The organism is Nonomuraea spiralis (assembly GCF_014648435.1).
GTDB lineage: Bacteria > Actinomycetota > Actinomycetes > Streptosporangiales > Streptosporangiaceae > Nonomuraea > Nonomuraea spiralis.
Genome location: NZ_BMRC01000003.1, coordinates 83,902 through 100,282, shown reverse-complemented (window position 1 = coordinate 100,282; position 16,381 = coordinate 83,902). Strand labels below are relative to the sequence as shown.

Below are 16,381 nucleotides of genomic sequence, written 5' to 3'. Positions count from 1 at the left end.
CCCTCCGCCCGACCCCACCACCCCCAAGCCCCGAACCCGGAAGTCAGAAGCCAAAGGTCGGAGTCCACTACTCGGAGCAAGAAGCCGGGACCCGACGCATGGGTCCCGGCGCACGGGGTCCGACGCCCGGGGACCCGACGCACGCGGACCCTTGCCCGGGGCCCGGAACCCGGAGGCCGGAGGCCGGAGGCCAGGACCGGAGGCCAGGACCGGAGGCCAGGACCGAGGGCCAGGACTCGCGCCAAGAGACCTAGGTCAGGCGTCCGACAGCCAGGCGCCCACGAGCTGCGGACGGTGAGCCGCGGGCGCAGGTGCAGGTGCGGGCATGGCCGCGGGTGAGAAGTTGACCGTGACTGCAGGTGGACCGTGGGCCGTGGCCGCGGGCATGGGCGCGGGATGGCCGCGGGCGCTCGGCCGCGGGTGCGGGTGCGGGTGCGGGTGCGGGTGCGGGTGCGGGTGCGGGTGCGGGTGCGGGTGCGGGTGCGGGTGCGGTGAAAAGTTGACCGTGGGCGCGGGGGACCGTGGGCGCGGGATGCCGCGGGGCACGGATGCCGCGGCCGTGGGATGTCGCGGACATGGGCCGCAGATGTGGGGGTGGGTTCTGAACGGAAGTTCCGGGTTGTTGGCCGGGCGGCCGTGAGGAGGTGGCCGGCGGTTGGCCGTCTCTTGGGGTGTGGCTGATGGGGCGTCTGTCTGCATGTGGGGGGTGGGGTTGGTTGGCGGCCGAGGGCGGGAGCGGGGGGAGCGGCTCGGGTGTTCCTTGCGGGGGTGGGACAGTGTTGTTGTTGTCGGGCGGGGCATACGGCGACGGCGGGCTACTTGACGACCGTACAGTGACGTAATAGAACACGTTTCAGTACGCTTAAACCAAGCGCTTGATCAAGAGGTGACCGCGCGTGCATATCGACCTTGTCGACAGGGACCGTTACGCGACTTCCGGCCCACCCCACGAACAGCTCGCCTGGCTCCGTGCCAACTCCCCCGTCCATTGGCACGACGGCGAGCCGGGCTTCTGGGCGGTCACCCGCTACGAGGACGTCGTGCACGTGTCCCGCCACTCCGACCTGTTCTCCTCGTCCAAGAAGCTCGCCCTCTTCGAAGAGCTACCCGAGGACCAGATCGCCCTCCAGCGGCTGATGATGCTCAACCAGGACCCGCCCGAGCACACCAGGCGGCGTTCCCTGGTCAACCGGGGCTTCACGCCCCGGACGATCGGCGCCCTCGAACAGCACATCCGCGACATCTGCGACGACCTCCTCGACAAGTGCTCCGGCGAGGTGGACTTCGTCACGGAGGTCTCCGCCCCCCTCCCCCTGTACGTGATCTGCGAGCTGCTGGGCGCCCCGGCGACCGACCGCGACAAGTTGTTCTCCTGGTCGAACCGCATGATCGGCGCCCAGGACCCCGACTACGCGTCCACACCCGACGAGGGCTCCGGCGCCGCCATGGAGGTGTACGCCTACGCCAACGAACTCGCCGCGCAGCGCAGGGCCACCCCCAAGAACGACATCATCACCAAGCTCCTGCAACCCGATGAGAAGGGCGAAACGCTCGGCGAGGACGAGTTCGACCTCTTCGTGCTCCTGCTGATCGTCGCGGGCAACGAAACCACCCGCAACGCGGCCTCGGGCGGCATGCTCACCCTCTTCGACCACCCCGACCAGTGGGACCGCCTGGTCGCCGACCCCACGTTGGCCAGGACGGCGGCCGACGAGATCGTACGGTGGGTGTCGCCGGTCAACCTGTTCCGGCGTACCTCCATGGCGGACCAGGTGCTCGGCGGGCAGGAGATCAAGGACGGCGACAAGGTCGTCGTCTTCTACTCCTCCGCCAACCGGGACGCCTCCGTCTTCCCGGACCCGGACGTCTTCGACATCGGGCGCACCCCCAACACGCACATCGGCTTCGGCGGCGGCGGCGCGCACTTCTGCCTCGGCAACCATCTCGCCAAGCTGGAACTGCGTGTCCTGTTCGAGCAACTGGCCCGACGCCGGCCCCGGATCCGCCAGGCCGGACCGGCCCGCCGCCTCCGCTCGAACTTCATCAACGGCATCAAGGAGCTTCCGGTCACCATCGCCTGACCCCGCCCGACATCAGCCCGCCCCAGGCTCCCGTCCCAGGCCCCCGATCCCAATCCCAGGCCCCGTCCCAGGCTCTCGCCTCCGACGGTCCCTGTCGGGAAGGGGGCGCGTCCGGATGGCTGATTCATGAGAAGCGTCTGTGTCTGGGATGGCGGGGGACTTTGCGGCGGGCTGCGCGGATCTGGCGGAGGATGCGGGTGGTGCCTTCCGGGCCGGGTTGCCAGCCGCGCTGGATCAGGGCGTCGGCCACGCTGCGGAGCAGGTCGGCGATCTGGCCGGGGATGACATCGCGGCGTACGGCGATCACGCGCCAGCCCAGCCGCCGCAGCTCCTCGCGGCGGTCGGTGTCGCGTTGCCGGTCTCCGGGTGAGGTGTGATGCTCCTGGCCGTCGTACTCGACCCCCAGCCTGTACGGCTCCCACCCCAGGTCGAGGTACGCCCGCCTGCCCCCGCCCAGGTCCACACCGAGCTGGGTGGCGGGACGGGGCAGGCCGCCTTCGACGAGGATCACCCGCAGCCAGCTCTCCCGGGGTGAGGCGGCGCCGTGATCGACGAGGCTCAGCGTGTCGCGCAGACGCCAGGAGTTGAGCGGGCGATGCCACAGAGCCTCGATGTCGACGCCCCGCCGGGCGAACTGGTCGAGGGCCGCCACGGCGTCCAGGCGCGGCAGTGACCGGGCGCAGTCGAGAGCCGTACGGGCCATGGTGGTGAGGCGGACGCCCTTGTGCTCGGTGACGTCGTCGGCGGGGAGCTCACCCACGTACGTGACGCAGCCGGGGACCGTCAGGTGGGCGGGGGCGATCACCTCCACCGGCCAGTCGGGCTCCGGGACGGAGAGCACGCTCAGGCCCCAGATGTGTGCGGCCGTCTGCCGGCAGGCGACGGCCTGCCGGACCGAACGGGTGATGCGCTCGGCGCGGTGGAGCAAGGAGAGTGAGGCGTTCACGCCGTCCAGGGTGACGGCTCGGCCGGGACGCCACCGGTCCGAATCGGGTTCTGTGGAAAAGGGGCCGAGCCAGGCCGAACCCTGTGGACAAGTCCCCCGAGCCGAGGCGCCGGGGGGGCGAGGGCGCCAGGGCACAACGGCTGGGGAGCAGGGACGGGGCCGGAAGCGAGAGCGGCGAGGCGAGAGGGCGGTTCTGCAGGTGGAGAGGGGTCAAGCAGTCTGGGGGCGGAGGGTGGGGAGGACTTCTGTGGCGAGGCGTTCTGCTTGTGCGCGGGGGTCGGGGCCGACGGGCATGAAGTTCATCGACGTGAAGCCCATGCGTACGAACTCCGCCAGCCGATCGCTCACCTCCCACACCGATCCCGCGACCACCCCCTCCCCCTCCGCAGGACCGTCCAGGCGGAAGGGGACGTTGTACACGCATTCCACCGTCCGCCCCGACGACAGGATCCGCTCCCTCATCGCCGCCGCCCGCTCCGGCGGCGCGAACCCCAGGGAAGGGATCCAGCCGTCCGCCAGCCGTCCGGTGGCCTCCAGGGCGCGCGGCCCGTACGTGCCCAGCCAGATCGGGATGGGACTGAGCGGCTTGGGCTCGATGGTGGCACCCTCGGTACGGTAACGAGAGCCTTCGTACGTGAAGTCCGATTCCGACCAGAGGCCGCGCATGATGTCGATCGCCTCCACCATGCCGTCCACCTTCTCCCGAGGCGTCGGCACCCCCAGCCCGAACGCGCGGAACTCCTCGTCGGAGTAGCCGCCCCCGAGCCCGAGGATCAACCGGCCGCCCGAGAGCCGGTGCAGCGTCTCGGCCATCTTGGCGACCATCGCGGGCGGCCGGTACGGCACCCCCAGCACCCGCGTCGCCACCCTGATCCGCGAGGTCGCGGCGGCCACCCAGGTCAGCATCGTCCACACCTCGTACGACGGCTCGCTCCCGCAGGGGTGATCCGAGGCCGAGACGAAGTCGAAGCCCAGTTCCTCCGCCGCACGGGCGTCCCCCACGGGATCGGCCCCCGGGCCCGCCGAAGTCGAAATGCCCAGTCCGAACATGCCACGTCCCCCAAGCATCAGGTTGGTTTACATGTAACCTAAACCGAGGTCGGTTACACGTCAACTAAACTGCGTGACATGGAGCCACGCTGGCTGGACGACGCCGAGTTCCGGGCCTGGATCGGATACCGCAGGATGCGGCTGCTGCTGGACGCGCAGGTCAGCCGCGATCTCATGCGCGACTCGGGGTTGTCTGCCCCGGATTACGACGTACTGTCCGCGCTGACCTCGACGCCCGACCACCGTTGGCGGCTCACCAGGCTGGCCGACCGCATGCTCTGGTCGAAGAGCCGCCTTTCGCGGCACATCTCCCGGATGGAACAGCGGGGGCTCGTCACGCGGGAGGGGTTCGAGGGCGACGGGCGCGGGGCCGTGGTCGTACTGACGGAGGGTGGGCTGCGGGCCATCCGGGAGGCGGCGCCCGACCACGTGGAGTCCGTCCGCAGGAACTTCATCGACCTGCTCTCGCGCGAGCAGGTCGAGGTGCTCGCGACGATCGCCGAGACCGTCCTCGACCATCTGTCGGACAACTCGGACAGTTCGGACGGCGACGGGGAGCAGCCCGGCTGACCCGACGGTCAGTGGTGAAAAGCCGGGGAAGGGACCCCGGCCCCTCCCGCCGGGCCCTGGCAGTCCGTACGGTCAGGCTTCGACCCACATCGGCCGCCAGTCCGGCACCTCGTGGTAGCGCCGCAGCTCCGCCACCCCGGCCAGCATCCCGCCCCAGGCCGCGTACGGCGGCTGCGCGGCGTCGAACCCGCTCTGCACCAGCGTCAGCCGCGTCCTGCCGCCGGAGCCCTCCAGCTCCCACGTGCCCACCCCGGTGCCGCCCCAGTCGACACTGAACCGGCGCTCCGGCTCCAGCTCCAGCACCTTGGCCGGCTCCGGGTCGTTCGCGAACCCGCCCATGGCGAACCGCCCGCCGACGTACGGCTCGATCTCGATCGGGAACCCGAACCACTTCGTCACCGACTCCGAGTCGATCAGCGACTCGAAGACCTGAGCGGGCGCGGCGTCGATGGTGACCTCCGCGCGCAGCTCGCGCGCGGTGAAGTCGGTACGCGGCGTGAGCTCCCGTCCCTCGACGTGCTCGGCCAGGCTGCCCAGCACCTGGTACCAGTACGTCTGCAGCACACCTCTGATGCTCTTGCCGGTGACGACGTCCTGGAAGTCGAAGTGCGACTGCGACACCGAGACGATCGTCGCGGTCTCGCCGTCCTCCTCCGCCGTGAGCTCGGCGGTCGTCTCGACGCCGTCCAGCAGCCAGGCGAGCCGCACCGTGCGCTCGCCGGCCGCCACCACCCGCTGGTGCGGCGCGTCGCCCTCAGGCGTCGTACGGCCCCAGAACTCGTACCGGGCCGGCAGGTCCACCTCGGCGTGCTCGGCCAGCCAGACCCGCGCCTCGGCCGAATCGGTGAGCGCGTGCCACACCTCCTTGACCGGCGCCTGGACGCGGACCCGGACGATCATCGGCTCACTCATGCTCATCTCCCTTGGGGTAGCAGGCGACGGCGAGCTTGAAGGCATCACCTTCGGCGCCGCCGTATCGGGCGAACAGGTCCTGCAGCATGGACTGCAGGTCGTTCAGGAACTCCTGGCGGTTCTCCGGACGTACGTGGATCTCGCCGGACAGGCCGATGGACGGCAGCTCGGGCGCGTCCCGGTCGAGCGCGGCGATGTCGGCCTGGACCTCCTCCATAAGGTCGAGCAGGTAGCCCAGGCTCAGCTCGTCACGCGCCTTACGCAGCCCGATCCGGCCCACCAGACGCGGCGACAACCAGTACGAACGGGCGCCGGCCCTGTAGATGCCCTCGTGGATGCCGCGCACCTTGCGCTCCGACACCTGGTCCACGAGACCGGCCTCGACCAGCCGCTTGACGTGGTAATAGACCCGCTGCGGCGTCTGCCCGAGACGTTCGGCGACCTCCGAGCACGTACGCGGCTCGGCCAGTTGCCTCAGCACCTCGACGCGCTGGGGCTTGAGCAGCGCCTCGGCCTGCTCGATGTGTTCCAGATACAGGACATCTCTCATCGCAAAAACAATCTTTTACATAAAAATCCCTTTTGTCAATGACTCCGCAGAGATCGCCCCGGCCCAGCAAGGAGGTGGCCGCGCCCTGGGGAATCAAGCACAGGAGGACAGAAAGCGACGGTCCGAGGGCGGGATGACGGGGTCGGACACCGAGTGCCGCGGGCGGCGGCTGACCACGCGGGTGGCCCACAGTGCGCCCCGTGGCGGTGGTGCGCCGGTGAAGGGTCAGGGGGCGTTTCCCTGGAGGGCCCTCAGCCGAAGTGCGGCGGGTGGTGAAACCACGCGAAGCCGTAAAGAACGGAAGGACAGAAGGGAGGAACGGGCCCGCACATGAGAACGGGCCCGCGCATGGAAGCGGGCCCGTGCATGGGGGCGCTGTCAGAGGAGGGGAACGATCACGGCCAAGAGCTGTCCTGATCGGGGTCGCCGCCGGCGGAGAGGAGGCGGAGGTCGCTTTCGACCATCATCGCGACCAGTTCGTCGAACGACACGCTCGGCTCCCACCCCAGCTGCGCCCGCGCCTTCTTCGGGTCCGCGCACAGCAGGTCCACCTCGGCCGGCCGGTGCAGCGCCTGGTCGACCACCACGTGCTGCTCCCAGTCCAGCCCCGCGGCCGAGAAGGCGGCCTCCACCAGCTCGCGCACCGACTTCATCCGCCCGGTGCCGATCACGTAGTCCTCGGGGCTGGCGGCCTGCAACATCAGGTGCATCGCCTTCACGTAGTCGCCGGCGAAGCCCCAGTCGCGGCGCGCCTCCAGGTTGCCCAGCCGCAGCTCCGTGGCCAGTCCGAGCTTGATCCTGGCCACCCCGAGCGTGACCTTCCTGGTCACGAACTCCGCCCCGCGCCGGGGCGACTCGTGGTTGAACAGGATCCCCGACACGGCGAACATCCCGTACGACTCGCGGTAGTTCTGGGTGAGGAAGTGCCCGTACGCCTTGGCCACCCCGTACGGGGAGCGCGGGTGGAAGGCGGTGCGCTCGTTCTGGGGTGTCTCGGTGACCTGCCCGAACATCTCGGACGACGAAGCCTGATAGAAGCGCATCTGCCCGGACGGCGACGCCGCGCCACCCCGCGACACGCCTGAACACACCCGGATGGCCTCAAGCATCCGCAGGACGCCCATCCCGGTCACCTCGGCGGTCAGCTCGGCCTGCTCCCACGACATGGGCACGAACGAGATCGCCCCGAGGTTGTAGACCTCGTCCGGCTGAACGCGTTCCACCGCGGAGATCAGCGAACCCTGGTCCAGCAGGTCGCCGCGGACGACCTGGACGTCGGCGAGCAGCTTGCGCATGCGCGAGACGCGCGGGTTCGCCTGCCCGCGGGCCAGCCCCCACACCTCGTACCCCTGGTCGAGCAGGTGCTCGGCCAAGTAGGAACCGTCCTGGCCGGTGATGCCGGTGATCAGAGCGCGCCTGGCCAAGGGTCCTCCAACTATCACGTGGGTACGGTCGCCCGCACCGCGTCCCTTTGGGACGGGAATGTACAGCTAAGCGCCTGGACACAGCACCAAGCCACCTAGAACGCGTTCCACCGAACCACGCTCGGTTACCTTAATGTCGCAGTTCGCACGGCTTATGGATGCCGTTGTGAACAATTCCAGGTGACCTACCGAATGGTAGCCTTCTCGGACTAAGGTCATCTTTCACGGTACACGCCCGCCTCTTGGGACCTACCGCAGAAAACATGGGCCTACCGGCGGAGAAAGGGGTGTCCGTGAGCGAGGCGCTACGGATCGCGCTGCTGTCCTATCGCAGCAAGCCCACCTGCGGCGGTCAGGGCGTCTATCTCCGGCACCTGAGCCGTGAGCTGGTCGCGCTCGGGCACCACGTCGAGGTGTTCTCCGGACCGCCCTACCCGGAGCTGGACGAAGGCGTCATCCTGCGCGAGGTGCCGAGCCTCGACCTCTACCGCGACGAGGACCCGTTCAGGACGCCGAAGCTGGCCGAGTACCGCGACTGGATCGACCTCCTGGAGGTCGGCACCATGTGGTCCGCCGGTTTCCCCGAGCCGCTGACCTTCACCCTGCGCGCCTACCGCGAGCTGAAGAAGCGGGTCGGCGACTTCGACGTCGTCCAGGACAACCAGACACTCGGCTACGGCCTGCTCGGCATCCAGAAGCTGTTCCCCGTGGTCGGCACGATCCACCACCCGATCAGCGTGGACCGGCGGATCGAGCTGGAGGCCGCCACGGGCTACAAGAAGCTCACCATGCGCCGCTGGTACGGGTTCGTGAAGATGCAGGCCCGCGTCGCCCCCCGGCTCAGCCCGATCCTCACGGTCAGCGAGTCGTCGCTGGCCGACATCCACCGCGACTTCAACGTCCCGCAGGCCAACATGCGGCTGATCCCGCTCGGCGTGGACACCCGCTACTTCCACCCACGTCCGGACAAACCCCGCCGCAAGGGCTCGATCGTCGCGGTCGCCAGCGCGGACTCGCCGATGAAGGGCGTGGCCACGCTGCTGCGGGCGGTCGCCAAGCTCGCCACCGAGCGCGACGTGAACCTCACCGTCGTCAGCAAGCCCACCCCCGGCGGGCCGACCGAGCGGCTCGTCCAGGAGCTCTCCCTCCAGGACCGGGTGCGTTTCGTCCACGGCATCTCCGACGACGAGCTGGGCGAGCTGATCGCCACCTCCGAGATCTCGGTGGTCCCGTCGCTGTACGAGGGCTTCTCGCTGCCCGCCGTCGAGCACATGGCCTGCGCCACGCCGCTGGTGGCCAGCCGTACGGGGGCGCTGCCCGAGGTCGTGGGGGACGCTGCCGTCCAGGTGCCGCCGGGCGACGCCGAGGAGCTGGCCGCCGTACTGCGCCGTCTGCACGACTCCCCCGAGGAGCGCGAGCGGGTGGGCAAGGCCGGCTACGACCGGGTCATGGAGCGTTACACCTGGCACGTCGTGGCCAAGCGGACGGTCGAGGCGTACCGCGAGGCGATGGCCGCGCACAAGGGCCGTCGCTGACCCCCGTACGAAAGCCCCCAAGAGCTGATCAAGGAGAAGCGACAAAGTGCTGACCGTGGACTTCGCCCGGCTCCCCGTGGGCCCCGGCGTGCGCGTGCTCGACCTGGGCTGCGGCGGCGGGAGGCACGCCTTCGAGGTGCTGCGCCAGGGCGCCGACGTGATCGCGTTCGACATGGACCAGTCCGAGCTGGACAACGTGGCGGCCATGTTCGTGGCGATGGACAAGGCGGGCGAGGTGCCGCTGGGCGCGACCGGCGAGACGGTCCAGGGCACGGCGCTGGACATGCCGTTCGAGGACGGCGTCTTCGACCGGGTCATCGCGGCCGAGGTGCTGGAGCACATCCCCGACGACATGGCCGCGATGCGGGAGATCTTCCGCGTGCTCAAGCCGGGCGGCACGGCGGCGATCACCGTGCCGAGCTTCCTGCCCGAGCGCATCTGCTGGGCCCTGGACGAGGACTACCACACCGCCCCCGGCGGCCACGTGCGGATCTACACGCTGGCCGAGCTGTCGGCCAAGCTGAAGTCCATCGGCTTCGAGATCGGCCCGCACCACCACGCCCACGGCCTGCACGCGCCCTACTGGTGGATCAAGTGCGCGGTGGGCGTCAACAACGACGACCACCCGGTCGCCAAGGCCTATCACGAGCTGCTGGTGTGGGACATCATGAAGCGCCCGGCCGCCACCAGGATCGCCGAGGCCCTGCTCAACCCGATCATCGGCAAGAGCGTGGTCCTCTACGTCAAGAAGCCATGATCTCCCGCGAGGAGGCCGTCCGCACGGCCCTCAGCATCGCGGCCCTTCAGCAGGACGACGGCGGCGTGCCCTGGCCCGAGGGGCACGTCGACGCCTGGAACCACGTCGAGTGCCTGATGGCCATGACCGTGGCCGGGCTGACCGAGCCGGTACGGCGCGGCTACGAATGGCTGGCCCGCCACCAGCGCCCCGACGGCTCCTGGCCGATGAAGCTGGCCGGCGGCGTGGCCACCGAGCTGGGCGGCGAGTCCAACCACGCCGCCTACGTCGCCGCCGGCGTCTGGCACCACCACCTCGTGACCGGCGACCGCGGGCACGCCGAGCGGTACTGGCCCATGGTCAAGGCCGCGCTCGACTACGTCGTGGGGCTGCAGACCGAACGGGGCGAGATCGTCTGGGAGCGTGACGCCCACGGCAGGGCGGCGGCGTACGCGCTGCTGACCGGGTGCGCCTCGATCCACCAGGGGTTGCGCTGCGGCGTACTGCTGGCCGACCACCTCGGCGACCCGCAACCGCACTGGGAGCTGGCCGCCGACCGGCTCGCCCACGTGTTGTCGGCGCATCCGGAGGCGTTCGCCGACAAGAGCCGGTTCTCGATGGACTGGTACTACCCGGTGCTCGGCGGCGCGGTGCGCGGGCGGCAGGCGTTCGAGCTGCTGGACCGCGAGTGGTCCACGTTCGTGGTGGCGGGGCTCGGCATCCGGTGCGTCTCCGACCAGCCGTGGGTGACCGGGGCCGAGACGTGCGAGCTGGTGCTGGCGCTGGACGCCGTGGGCGACCGTACGCGGGCCGCCGCGCTCTTCGCCGACATGCAGCACCTGCGGCACGAGGACGGCTCGTACTGGACCGGCTGGCAGTTCGCCAACCGCAAGCACTTCCCGCACGAGCGGTCCGGCTACACCGCGGCCGCGGTCGTCCTCGCCGCGGACGCGTTGCAGCGTTTCTCCCCCGGGTCCGGGCTGTTCCGCGACATCGCGGGCACGTCGGTGTCCGACCCCGAGGTGTGCGGGTGCGTGGAACGGCCGTCGTTCAGGTCGGCGCCGCCCGGCTGAGCCCCCTCCGCGGACGCCCGGCCGCCGAAGAGGTGACGCAAGGGCTTTTGCGGGTTCTTTGCCGGGGACATCCGGTGCGCCGCCGGTGAATGGCGCAATGGGGTTACTAGCTTCGTGTCTGGCCGTAGGAGGCGTCTTCGGGGGAAGCGTGGGCGACACGGGCACAACAGCGTTCTTGGATCAGGTCAGGATCGAGCCGACACTGTCCCCGGCACGGGGGCTGCGGAGGTTTCTGACCAAGGATCCGTCGGAGTCCGATCTGGGCCGGCGCAGGTTCCGGCTGCGCGGCGGGGCTCCCCGAACAGTCTTCGCGGATGCCGAGAACTCGTACGTGTTCGGCTTCAACGCGGTGATGTCGCGGGAAGTCGAGAAGATCGAAGACCTTGTACCTGAGCAGCGGCCTTTCGGCTACGAGGGCGCGGCGGCGGCCTGCACCGTGCTCGACCTGCTCACCTTGACCCGGGGCCGGCGCCTTCACGAGCTACTTGCCGGCCCCGCCCAGCATCACCGCCACGCCGCGTACGTCGGCGCCGGACGCGGCTACGCGCTGCTGCGGATGCGTCCGGTCTGGGGCGCGCGGCGGGCCCACCCGCTGCTGCGCTGGCTGACCGTGGACGGGTTCGGCTTCCAGTGGAGCCTGTCGCGCGCCGACCGCATGGTGGGCCGCAGGAGCATGCCCGACCTGCTCACCCGCGCCCACTGCGCGGTCTTCGACCAGGGGCTCGGACGGCTGCTGTGGTACCACGAGTGCGCCTCGCCCGACGACGTCGGCGCGCGGGTCGCCGGTTTCCCCGCCTCCCGGCGGGCCGACCTGTGGAGCGGCGTGGGGTTCGCGGCCACGTACACGGGCGGGGCCGACAGCGACGAGCTGTGGTGGCTGAGCGAGCACGCCGGCGCCGACGGCTTCCGCGCCCATCTGGCGCAGGGCTGCGCGTTCGCGGTCGCGGCGCGGCTGCGGTCGGGGGCGCTGCCGGACCACGCCAGGCTGGCCGTGCCGATCCTGGCCGACGTCCCGCCCGACGAGGCGGCCGCGTGGACGGACCAGGCGCTGCTGGCCCTCGGCCACGACGCGCACACCCACGAGGACTTCCAGCGCTGGCAGGCCCACACCCGCAGGTCGTGGACCCGCCGCCACCGGAGCTGAACGCGACTCAGATGCCGGGGCCGGTGCGTTCGAGCACGCGCAGCGACCCCTCCACCGACACCTCGCGGAACGCGCCCGACTCCAGGGCCCGCAGGTAGACCTGGTAGGGCGCCTGGCCGCCGTCGGCCGGGTCGGGGTAGATGTCGTGGAAGACCAGCGCGCCGCCCTCCATGACGTGCGGCGCCCAGCCCTCGTAGTCGCGCGTCACCGGCTCCTCGGAGTGGCCGCCGTCGATGAACAGCAGGGCGAGCGGCGTGTTCCACAATGCGGCGACGCGGTCGGACCGGCCCACGACGGCGACCACCTCGTCCTCCAGACCGGCGGCGGCGATCGTGGCGCGGAAGACCGGCAGCGAGTCCATCTTCCCGAAGCGCGGGTCCATCAGCGTGGGGTCGTGGTGGGCCCAGCCGGGCTGGATCTCCTCCGAGCCGCGGTGATGGTCGACGGTGACGACCACCGAGCCGACCTGCCGGGCCGCCGCGCCGAGGTAGATCGCCGACTTGCCGCAGTAGGTGCCGATCTCGCAGACCGGGCCCCGGCCGCCGTAGTGGCAGGCCGCCTCGTACAGGGCCAGCCCCTCCTTCGGCGGCATGAATCCCTTGGCGTGCTCCGCTGCGTGGAGCAGCTCGGGCGGCATCGTCATAGGCATGCACCCTAGCCGAACCGAACAACATTCCGGCGACCTCTTGCCGCGCTTCTCTGCAACCTGTTCTACTTGGCACGTGAATCAGCGCGCTCGCATCGCGATGTCCGACGACGAGGTCACCGCGTTCCTGGAGGGTTCGCGCAAGGTCCAGCTCGCGACCATCAACCCTGACGGGACACCGCACCTCGTGACGATGTTCTACGGGCTGGACGAGGGCCGCATCGCCTTCTGGACGTACGGGAAGGCGCAGAAGGCACGCAACCTGGCACGCGACCCTCGGGTGAGCTGCCTGGTCGAGGCGGGCGACGACTACGACGAGCTCCGGGGCGTCCTCGTGTACGGCCTCGCCGAGCAGGTCGACGACCGGGACCGCGTGCTCGGCATCGGCATGGCGATCGCGCGCCGGATGACCCCGGGCGTACCGGACGACCTGCTGACCCCGTACGTCGAGCAGACCGGGCGGAAAAGGATCGCCTACGTCGTCGAGCGCACCAAAGTGGTCTCATGGGATCACAGGAGGCTCACATGAAGGTCAATGTCGACGAACTGGTCTGCGAGGCCAACGCCGTCTGCATGGGGCTCGCGCCCGAGGTGTTCGAGTTGGACGACGACGACCAGCTGCACATTCTGCTCCCCGAACCACCCCCCGAGATGCAGGACCGCGTCCGCAGCGCGGTCAGGTCCTGCCCGAAAGCCGCCCTGTCGCTAGAGGACTAGCCGTAGCCGGAGGAGGAACCCCATGCGCGCCGCGATCCTGCACGCCGTAGGCAACGACAAGCTGGACATCCGCGACGACATCACCCTGGCCCCAGTCGGGCCGACCGATGTCCGCGTACGGATCAGAGCCACGGGTGTGTGCCATTCGGACCTGTCGGCCATGTCCGGTGTGCTGCCGCAGCCGGTCCCGCTGGTCCCCGGCCACGAGGGCGCGGGCGAGGTGGTCGAGGTGGGCGAGCACGTCACGTCGGTCGCGCCGGGCGACCACGTGGTCATCAGCTGGCGCCCGGCCTGCGGGGCCTGCGACCTGTGCGTGGGCGGGCAGCCGTACATGTGCATGAAGTACGTCATCGAGTCGTTCAGCAAGGGCTACTTCCGTTTCGGCGGGGACGACGCGACGGCGTTCGGCATGGCGGGCTGCGGCACGTGGGCCGAGGAGATCATCGTGCCCTGGCAGGGCGCCATCAAGATCGACGAGGACGTGTCATGGGAGGCGGCGGCCCTGATCGGCTGCGGCATCACGACCGGCGTGGGCGCCGCGATCAACACCGCCAAGGTGCGTCCCGGCTCCACGGTCGCGGTGATCGGCTGCGGCGGCGTCGGCCTGTCGGTCATCCAGGGCGCCCGCCTCTCCGGCGCCAGGACGATCCTCGCGATCGACCCGCTGGAGTCCAAGCACGCCCTGGCCAAGAAGGTCGGCGCGACCCACGCGGTCACGCCCGAGCAGGTCCCCGAGGCCCTGAACGAGCTGACCGGCGGCAGCGGCTTCGACTACGGCTTCGAGGTCGTCGGCAAGGCGGCGACCATCCAGAGCGCCTGGCAGGTCACGCGGGCCGGCGGCGACGTCGTCGTGGTCGGCGCCGGCGCGCTGGACGACATGGTCTCGATCTCGGCCTTCAGCCTGCTGTTCGAGGGCAAGAAACTGCTGTCCAGCCTGTACGGCGAGGCCGACGTGCGGCACGACTTCCCGTACTTCGCCAAGCTCCACAAGGCGGGACAACTCGACCTGGAGTCCATGATCAGCGCCCGCATCCGGCTGAGCGACCTGAACGACGCGGTCGCCGCGCTGCGGGGCGGCGAGGTGCTCCGCCAGATCGTCATCATGGACTGACGCCGAACGCCCGGCCCCCATCCTCCCTGGGACGGGGGCCGGGCGATCGGCCGTACTGGTCGCCTGCGGGCCATTGCACAGGAAAGTTTCCTAATAGATACTCCGGGTTGAGTGCCCACACCCCCCAAGGAGTATCCATGCTTCGTCGCGGCCTCGCTCTGCTCTCGCTCGCCGCCGCCGCCCTGCTCGGCGTCGCGGCGCCCGCCCACGCGGCCGTCGTGGACGTGCCCTTCGGGCCCCTCTCGATCGGCGAATACTGTCACGCCAAGGTCAGCTCGTCCTCGTGGATCGGCTTCTACGAGTCCAGCGGCCTGCGCTGCTACATCGACGGCCCCGGCGGCACCCTGCAGTACGCCGGGTCCGGCGACCCCTACCTGGCCTGCAAGTACCTCACCACCGACGTGGTGATGACCGCCCTGCGCGGCCAGTCGAACGCCCTGGTCTGCCGCGTCGTCCGCTGATCCGGCTCCGGTGAGACGTCCCGGCGGCGCCGGATCCGGCCGCCGCGGGACGCCGTCGTCCTCGGCGAGTGAGCGCGCGCCCCGCACGGCGCCGCGCCCACCGCCGAGGACGGCGAGGACGACGGGAGCCGGAGGTCAGGAGGGCAGGAGGCGGTCGAGGGGGACGTCGGGGTCGGCGAGCCCGGCTCGGTCCACGGGCTTGCGGGAGCGGATGAGGGCCTGGGTGTGGTCGGTGACGTCCCAGATGTTGACGTTCATCGCGGCCAGCACCTTGTCCTCCGCCAGCCAGAAGGCGATGAACTCGCGGGCGTCCAGGTCGCCGCGGATCACGACGTCCGGGGATTCGCCGGGCGGGATGTGGCCTACGTACTCCATGCCCAGGTCGTACTGGTCGGTGTAGAAGTACGGCAGGTTCTCGTAGGCGTCCGCGCGGCCGAGCATCGCGCGGGCGGCGGTGGCGGGCTGGTTGAGCGCGTTCGCCCAGTGCTCGACCCGGACGTGGCGTTCCAGCAGCGGATGGTAGGCGTTGGCGATGTCCCCGGCGGCGAAGATGTCGGGGTCGGAGGTGCGCAGGTCGGCCCCGACCTGGACGCCGTCGTCCACGGTCAGCCCGGCGGCCCGCGCGAGCGAGGTGTCCGGGGCCGCGCCCACTCCCGCCACGACCACGTCGGCCTCGATGCGGGTGCCGTCGCCGAGCAGGACACCCGAGTCGGTGATCTCCGTGGGGTGGGCGTCGAAGACGAACTCGACGCCGTGCTCCCGGTGCAGCGCGGTGAACACCTGCGCGACGTACGGACCGAGCACGCGCAGCAGCGGGGCGGACGCCGTCTCGATCACGGTGACCTCCACGCCCGCGGCCCGCGCCGCGGCGGCGACCTCGAGCCCGATCCAGCCGGCGCCGATGATCGCGATGCGGCCGACGCGGGCGAGGGTGGCGCGCAGGTGTTCGCTGTCGTCCACGGTACGCAGGTAGAGCACGTCGGGACGGTCGCCGCCGGGGATGGTGAGACGGCGCGGCTCGGAACCGGTGGCCAGCAGCAGCTTGTCGTAGCCGAGTTGTTCCCCGCCGGTGAGGGTGACCCGGTGGGCGGCCGGGTCGATGCCGGTGACCTCGACGCCGAGCCGCAGTTCGACGTCGTGCTCGGCGTACCAGGAACGGTCGTGGACGAAGATCTTGTCGCGCTCGCCCGCGCCCTGGAGGTAGTCCTTGGACAGCGGCGGCCGCTCGTACGGCAGATGGGTCTCCCGGCCGACCAGCACGAGGCGGCCGTCGAAGCCCTCGCCGCGCAGGGTCTCTGCGGCCTTGGCGGCGGCGAGGCCGCCGCCGGCGATCACGAACGTTGCGGGTCCGGGCATGGTCGGATCTCCTGTTCCTGGACGAAGGATTCAGACGAAGGATTCAACGGACCGCCGGCAGGCGGCGTG

General features: G+C 70.4%; 17 protein-coding genes. 10 read left to right on the top strand and 7 right to left on the bottom strand.

The annotated features are described in order from the left end of the window. Window positions 1-896 precede the first annotated feature (896 nt). A complete protein-coding gene (locus IEZ27_RS07810) occupies window positions 897-2,081 on the top strand; it encodes a cytochrome P450 (RefSeq protein ID WP_189646610.1) in 1,185 nt (394 codons plus the stop codon). 124 nt (window positions 2,082-2,205) lie between these two features. On the opposite strand, the gene IEZ27_RS07805 is transcribed toward IEZ27_RS07810, so the two are convergent. Both IEZ27_RS07805 and IEZ27_RS07800 read right to left on the bottom strand, forming a co-directional pair. Further along, window positions 2,206-3,027 carry a DUF559 domain-containing protein gene (locus IEZ27_RS07805; RefSeq protein ID WP_189646609.1) on the bottom strand — a complete coding sequence of 274 codons (822 nt, stop codon included), beginning with the start codon at window positions 3,025-3,027 and terminating at the stop codon, window positions 2,206-2,208. Between the two features lie 210 nt (window positions 3,028-3,237). Next, window positions 3,238-4,029 carry an LLM class flavin-dependent oxidoreductase gene (locus IEZ27_RS07800; protein WP_189646608.1) on the bottom strand — a complete coding sequence of 264 codons (792 nt, stop codon included), beginning with the start codon at window positions 4,027-4,029 and terminating at the stop codon, window positions 3,238-3,240. Between the two features lie 126 nt (window positions 4,030-4,155). Between IEZ27_RS07800 and IEZ27_RS07795 the strand changes: the two genes are divergently transcribed. Next, complete coding sequence (locus tag IEZ27_RS07795; RefSeq protein WP_189646607.1) at window positions 4,156-4,647, top strand: MarR family winged helix-turn-helix transcriptional regulator; 492 nt, start codon at window positions 4,156-4,158, stop codon at window positions 4,645-4,647. A gap of 72 nt (window positions 4,648-4,719) precedes the next feature. On the opposite strand, the gene IEZ27_RS07790 is transcribed toward IEZ27_RS07795, so the two are convergent. The 3 genes from IEZ27_RS07790 to IEZ27_RS07780 all read right to left on the bottom strand — a co-directional run bounded on the left by IEZ27_RS07790 (window position 4,720) and on the right by IEZ27_RS07780 (window position 7,533). Next, window positions 4,720-5,559 (bottom strand): SRPBCC family protein, encoded by an 840-nt coding sequence (locus IEZ27_RS07790; protein ID WP_189646606.1) that lies wholly within the window; start codon window positions 5,557-5,559, stop codon window positions 4,720-4,722. Continuing rightward, window positions 5,552-6,109, bottom strand: coding sequence for a transcriptional regulator (locus IEZ27_RS07785; RefSeq protein ID WP_189646605.1), 558 nt, complete (start codon window positions 6,107-6,109; stop codon window positions 5,552-5,554). Before IEZ27_RS07785 ends, IEZ27_RS07790 begins: the two co-directional genes overlap by 8 nt. 395 nt (window positions 6,110-6,504) lie before the next feature. Further along, window positions 6,505-7,533: a GDP-mannose 4,6-dehydratase gene (locus IEZ27_RS07780; RefSeq protein ID WP_125648281.1), complete on the bottom strand. Its 1,029-nt coding sequence runs from the start codon at window positions 7,531-7,533 to the stop codon at window positions 6,505-6,507. Window positions 7,534-7,796: 263 nt separating this feature from the next. Here IEZ27_RS07780 and IEZ27_RS07775 point away from each other — a divergent pair, with 263 nt between their 5' ends. The 4 genes from IEZ27_RS07775 (at window position 7,797) to IEZ27_RS07760 (ending at window position 12,021) form a co-directional block, all read left to right on the top strand. After that, the gene (locus IEZ27_RS07775; protein WP_125648278.1) at window positions 7,797-9,068 is read left to right on the top strand and encodes a glycosyltransferase family 4 protein; all 1,272 of its coding nucleotides are present in this window, start codon (window positions 7,797-7,799) and stop codon (window positions 9,066-9,068) included. 46 nt (window positions 9,069-9,114) lie between these two features. Further along, complete coding sequence (locus tag IEZ27_RS07770) at window positions 9,115-9,825, top strand: class I SAM-dependent methyltransferase (protein ID WP_185845279.1); 711 nt, start codon at window positions 9,115-9,117, stop codon at window positions 9,823-9,825. Continuing rightward, window positions 9,822-10,877 carry a glycoside hydrolase family 15 protein gene (locus IEZ27_RS07765; protein ID WP_189646604.1) on the top strand — a complete coding sequence of 352 codons (1,056 nt, stop codon included), beginning with the start codon at window positions 9,822-9,824 and terminating at the stop codon, window positions 10,875-10,877. The genes IEZ27_RS07770 and IEZ27_RS07765 overlap by 4 nt, the downstream gene beginning before the upstream one ends. 175 nt (window positions 10,878-11,052) lie before the next feature. Further along, on the top strand, window positions 11,053-12,021 hold the full coding sequence (locus IEZ27_RS07760) for a DUF1702 family protein (protein ID WP_185845278.1): 969 nt from the start codon (window positions 11,053-11,055) through the stop codon (window positions 12,019-12,021). Between the two features lie 7 nt (window positions 12,022-12,028). On the opposite strand, the gene IEZ27_RS07755 is transcribed toward IEZ27_RS07760, so the two are convergent. After that, window positions 12,029-12,670 (bottom strand): class I SAM-dependent methyltransferase, encoded by a 642-nt coding sequence (locus tag IEZ27_RS07755; protein ID WP_229823607.1) that lies wholly within the window; start codon window positions 12,668-12,670, stop codon window positions 12,029-12,031. Between the two features lie 73 nt (window positions 12,671-12,743). On the opposite strand from IEZ27_RS07755, the gene IEZ27_RS07750 reads away from it, so the two are divergent. The 4 genes from IEZ27_RS07750 (at window position 12,744) to IEZ27_RS07735 (ending at window position 14,956) form a co-directional block, all read left to right on the top strand. Then, entirely contained in the window at window positions 12,744-13,196 is a 453-nt protein-coding gene (locus IEZ27_RS07750) for a pyridoxamine 5'-phosphate oxidase family protein (protein WP_189646603.1), read from the top strand. Continuing rightward, window positions 13,193-13,384 (top strand): ferredoxin, encoded by a 192-nt coding sequence (locus IEZ27_RS07745; protein WP_189646602.1) that lies wholly within the window; start codon window positions 13,193-13,195, stop codon window positions 13,382-13,384. The genes IEZ27_RS07750 and IEZ27_RS07745 overlap by 4 nt, the downstream gene beginning before the upstream one ends. A gap of 22 nt (window positions 13,385-13,406) precedes the next feature. Next, on the top strand, window positions 13,407-14,495 hold the full coding sequence (locus IEZ27_RS07740) for a Zn-dependent alcohol dehydrogenase (RefSeq protein ID WP_125648260.1): 1,089 nt from the start codon (window positions 13,407-13,409) through the stop codon (window positions 14,493-14,495). 137 nt (window positions 14,496-14,632) lie between these two features. After that, window positions 14,633-14,956 (top strand): hypothetical protein, encoded by a 324-nt coding sequence (locus tag IEZ27_RS07735; RefSeq protein ID WP_125648257.1) that lies wholly within the window; start codon window positions 14,633-14,635, stop codon window positions 14,954-14,956. A 135-nt stretch (window positions 14,957-15,091) separates the two neighbouring features. Here IEZ27_RS07735 and IEZ27_RS07730 read toward each other — a convergent pair whose 3' ends face one another. Further along, window positions 15,092-16,312 (bottom strand): NAD(P)/FAD-dependent oxidoreductase, encoded by a 1,221-nt coding sequence (locus tag IEZ27_RS07730; protein WP_189646601.1) that lies wholly within the window; start codon window positions 16,310-16,312, stop codon window positions 15,092-15,094. Window positions 16,313-16,381: the final 69 nt, after the last annotated feature.

Excerpts from the sequence above, each read along its gene's own strand:
- IEZ27_RS07795 (WP_189646607.1), top strand. The coding sequence starts at position 4,156 with ATGGAGCCACGCTGGCTGGACGACGCCGAGTTCCGGGCCTGGATCGGA.
- IEZ27_RS07785 (WP_189646605.1), bottom strand. The coding sequence starts at position 6,109 with ATGAGAGATGTCCTGTATCTGGAACACATCGAGCAGGCCGAGGCGCTG.
- IEZ27_RS07740 (WP_125648260.1), top strand. The coding sequence starts at position 13,407 with ATGCGCGCCGCGATCCTGCACGCCGTAGGCAACGACAAGCTGGACATC.
- IEZ27_RS07755 (WP_229823607.1), bottom strand. The coding sequence starts at position 12,670 with ATGCCTATGACGATGCCGCCCGAGCTGCTCCACGCAGCGGAGCACGCC.
- IEZ27_RS07735 (WP_125648257.1), top strand. The coding sequence starts at position 14,633 with ATGCTTCGTCGCGGCCTCGCTCTGCTCTCGCTCGCCGCCGCCGCCCTG.
- IEZ27_RS07775 (WP_125648278.1), top strand. The coding sequence starts at position 7,797 with ATGGGCCTACCGGCGGAGAAAGGGGTGTCCGTGAGCGAGGCGCTACGG.
- IEZ27_RS07765 (WP_189646604.1), top strand. The coding sequence starts at position 9,822 with ATGATCTCCCGCGAGGAGGCCGTCCGCACGGCCCTCAGCATCGCGGCC.
- IEZ27_RS07790 (WP_189646606.1), bottom strand. The coding sequence starts at position 5,559 with ATGAGTGAGCCGATGATCGTCCGGGTCCGCGTCCAGGCGCCGGTCAAG.
- IEZ27_RS07730 (WP_189646601.1), bottom strand. The coding sequence starts at position 16,312 with ATGCCCGGACCCGCAACGTTCGTGATCGCCGGCGGCGGCCTCGCCGCC.
- IEZ27_RS07745 (WP_189646602.1), top strand. The coding sequence starts at position 13,193 with ATGAAGGTCAATGTCGACGAACTGGTCTGCGAGGCCAACGCCGTCTGC.